Genomic DNA, 2,435 nt, shown 5'->3' with positions numbered 1-2,435 from the left:
GCGCTTGCGTGCTACGCTAAGCTTCGCACGCCGCTTGCCACTGCGCACCGCGGCTTAACTCAGGCGTTAGGCATCACTCCCGAGGCACGCAATGACCATGCATCCCATCGAACAACAAATCCATCGAGCCGACAAAGCTATAATGGCTGAAGATTTTGATACCCTGATCAACATCTATACGGAAGATGCGGTTCTTGTGGTCAAACCAGGCATGAATGCAGTCGGTAGGGCTTCTATACGGAAAGCTTTCGAAGCAATTGTAGCCTATTTTGATCATTCAATATCGGTGCAACAGGCAGGAATGATTATCCTAGAAACCGGAAATACGGCTTTGGTGTTAGCAAAAACCCTAGTTTCCGCTTCCAACCTACCCGTAATTGAACGCAAAGCAACATATGTTTTCAATCGTTTAGATTCTGGTGACTGGCTTTGCTCAATTGACAATTCTTACGGGCATGACCTTCTGAACTCCCCCGATGCCTAACCCATCGTTCAACCCGGACGCTGCCTCTGCCGGGTATCGGCCGCTCTGGTAGTCCTGAAATCCTCGTCTCCTCTCACCGCGCCGCTTCGGCAACGCCGGTTAACTCCCCTCGTTAGGCATCACAAAGTACAGCATCGTGACCAACAGCAACGATTCCGTCACACTGCGCCTCATGACTGAGCATGACCTTGCGATGCTCTATGAGTGGCTAAATCGATCTCATATCGTCGAGTGGTGGGGCGGAGAAGAAGCACGCCCGACACTTGCTGACGTACAGGAACAGTACTTGCCAAGCGTTTTAGCGCAAGAGTCCGTCACTCCATACATTGCAATGCTGAATGGAGAGCCGATTGGGTATGCCCAGTCGTACGTTGCTCTTGGAAGCGGGGACGGATGGTGGGAAGAAGAAACCGATCCAGGAGTACGCGGAATAGACCAGTCACTGGCGAATGCATCACAACTGGGCAAAGGCTTGGGAACCAAGCTGGTTCGAGCTCTGGTTGAGTTGCTGTTCAATGATCCCGAGGTCACCAAGATCCAAACGGACCCGTCGCCGAGCAACTTGCGAGCGATCCGATGCTACGAGAAAGCGGGGTTTGAGAGGCAAGGTACCGTAACCACCCCAGATGGTCCAGCCGTGTACATGGTTCAAACACGCCAGGCATTCGAGCGAACACGCAGTGATGCCTAAAACAAAGTTAGCCACCAAGAAGGTGCCATGAAAACATTTGCCGCATATGTAATTACTGCGTGTCTTTCAAGTACGGCATTAGCTAGTTCAATTACAGAAAATACGTTTTGGAACAAAGAGTTCTCTGCCGAAGCCGTCAATGGTGTTTTCGTGCTTTGTAAAAGTAGCAGTAAATCCTGCGCTACCAATAACTTAGCTCGTGCATCAAAGGAATATCTTCCAGCATCAACATTTAAGATCCCCAACGCAATTATCGGCCTAGAAACTGGTGTCATAAAGAATGAGCATCAGGTTTTCAAATGGGACGGAAAGCCAAGAGCCATGAAACAATGGGAAAGAGACTTGAGCTTAAGAGGGGCAATACAAGTTTCAGCGGTTCCCGTATTTCAACAAATCGCCAGAGAAGTTGGCGAAGTAAGAATGCAGAAATATCTTAAAAAATTTTCATATGGTAACCAGAATATCAGTGGTGGCATTGACAAATTCTGGTTGGAGGGTCAGCTTAGAATTTCCGCAGTTAATCAAGTGGAGTTTCTAGGGTCTCTATTTTTAAATAAATTGTCAGCATCAAAAGAAAATCAGCTAATAGTAAAAGAGGCTTTGGTAACGGAGGCTGCGCCTGAATATCTTGTGCATTCAAAAACTGGTTTTTCTGGTGTGGGAACTGAGTCAAATCCTGGTGTCGCATGGTGGGTTGGTTGGGTTGAGAAGGGAACAGAGGTTTACTTTTTCGCCTTTAACATGGATATAGACAACGAAAATAAGTTGCCGCTAAGAAAATCCATTCCCACCAAAATCATGGCAAGTGAGGGCATCATTGGTGGCTAACACTTCTGATATTGAACTGTCAGGAGCTGGCTGCACAACAGCCATTACGCCCAATCAACTGGTGCAGTCGTCTTCTGAAAATGACATTTATGGCCGCTTCTCGGATGCCTGAAAAACCTCCGTTTTTTGAACGCTGATAGATAGCTATATATCTATCAAGTCGCAACCCATCCCGCCCATGTAGCGGGCAAGCGGTCATGATTGCCCAGCCATTTCCCGAGCTGAGGATCGACCCAGTTGATGACAGTCACGCCAACCGTGTGCTGATCGAGCAGCGTCGGTGTCAGCCATAAAAGTGGCTCATGATGAAAGACACGGTTACGCAGATCACGAATCTGGTTCAGTGCCGCCGAGATGTTGTGCCGCTGCCTTTGCGGCTTCGGACAACGCGCAAACACAAGGCGGAGGTCTTTCCAGAGGACAGTCTGGAAT

The 2,435-nt window shown here is 48.6% G+C and carries 4 protein-coding genes; 3 read left to right on the top strand and 1 reads right to left on the bottom strand.

The window, feature by feature from the left end; all coding sequences use genetic code 11:
- Positions 1-97: 97 nt before the first annotated feature.
- From ACFIQF_RS23565 to ACFIQF_RS23555, 3 genes are all read left to right on the top strand, one after another.
- Positions 98-484 carry a YybH family protein gene (locus ACFIQF_RS23565; RefSeq protein ID WP_393946101.1) on the top strand — a complete coding sequence of 129 codons (387 nt, stop codon included), beginning with the start codon at positions 98-100 and terminating at the stop codon, positions 482-484.
- Positions 485-620: 136 nt separating this feature from the next.
- On the top strand, positions 621-1,175 hold the full coding sequence (locus ACFIQF_RS23560; RefSeq protein ID WP_003159191.1) for an aminoglycoside N-acetyltransferase AAC(6')-Ib4: 555 nt from the start codon (positions 621-623) through the stop codon (positions 1,173-1,175).
- Positions 1,176-1,202: 27 nt separating this feature from the next.
- Positions 1,203-2,003, top strand: coding sequence for an OXA-10 family class D beta-lactamase OXA-932 (locus ACFIQF_RS23555; protein WP_121331722.1), 801 nt, complete (start codon positions 1,203-1,205; stop codon positions 2,001-2,003).
- A 155-nt stretch (positions 2,004-2,158) separates the two neighbouring features.
- Here the strand turns inward: ACFIQF_RS23555 and ACFIQF_RS23550 are convergent.
- Positions 2,159-2,435: hypothetical protein (locus ACFIQF_RS23550; protein ID WP_393946100.1), on the bottom strand; the 277-nt coding region annotated here is incomplete at its 5' end.

It is taken from the genome of Comamonas trifloxystrobinivorans, assembly GCF_043359985.1.
GTDB classification, from domain to species: domain Bacteria; phylum Pseudomonadota; class Gammaproteobacteria; order Burkholderiales; family Burkholderiaceae_C; genus Comamonas; species Comamonas trifloxystrobinivorans.
The sequence above is the reverse complement of the archived record's forward strand: the minus strand, read 5'-3'. Positions and strand labels throughout refer to the sequence as shown.

Bases quoted from the DNA above. Each gene is read 5' to 3' on its own strand.
- ACFIQF_RS23565 (WP_393946101.1), top strand. From the start codon at position 98: ATGCATCCCATCGAACAACAAATCCATCGAGCCGACAAAGCTATAATG.
- ACFIQF_RS23555 (WP_121331722.1), top strand. From the start codon at position 1,203: ATGAAAACATTTGCCGCATATGTAATTACTGCGTGTCTTTCAAGTACG.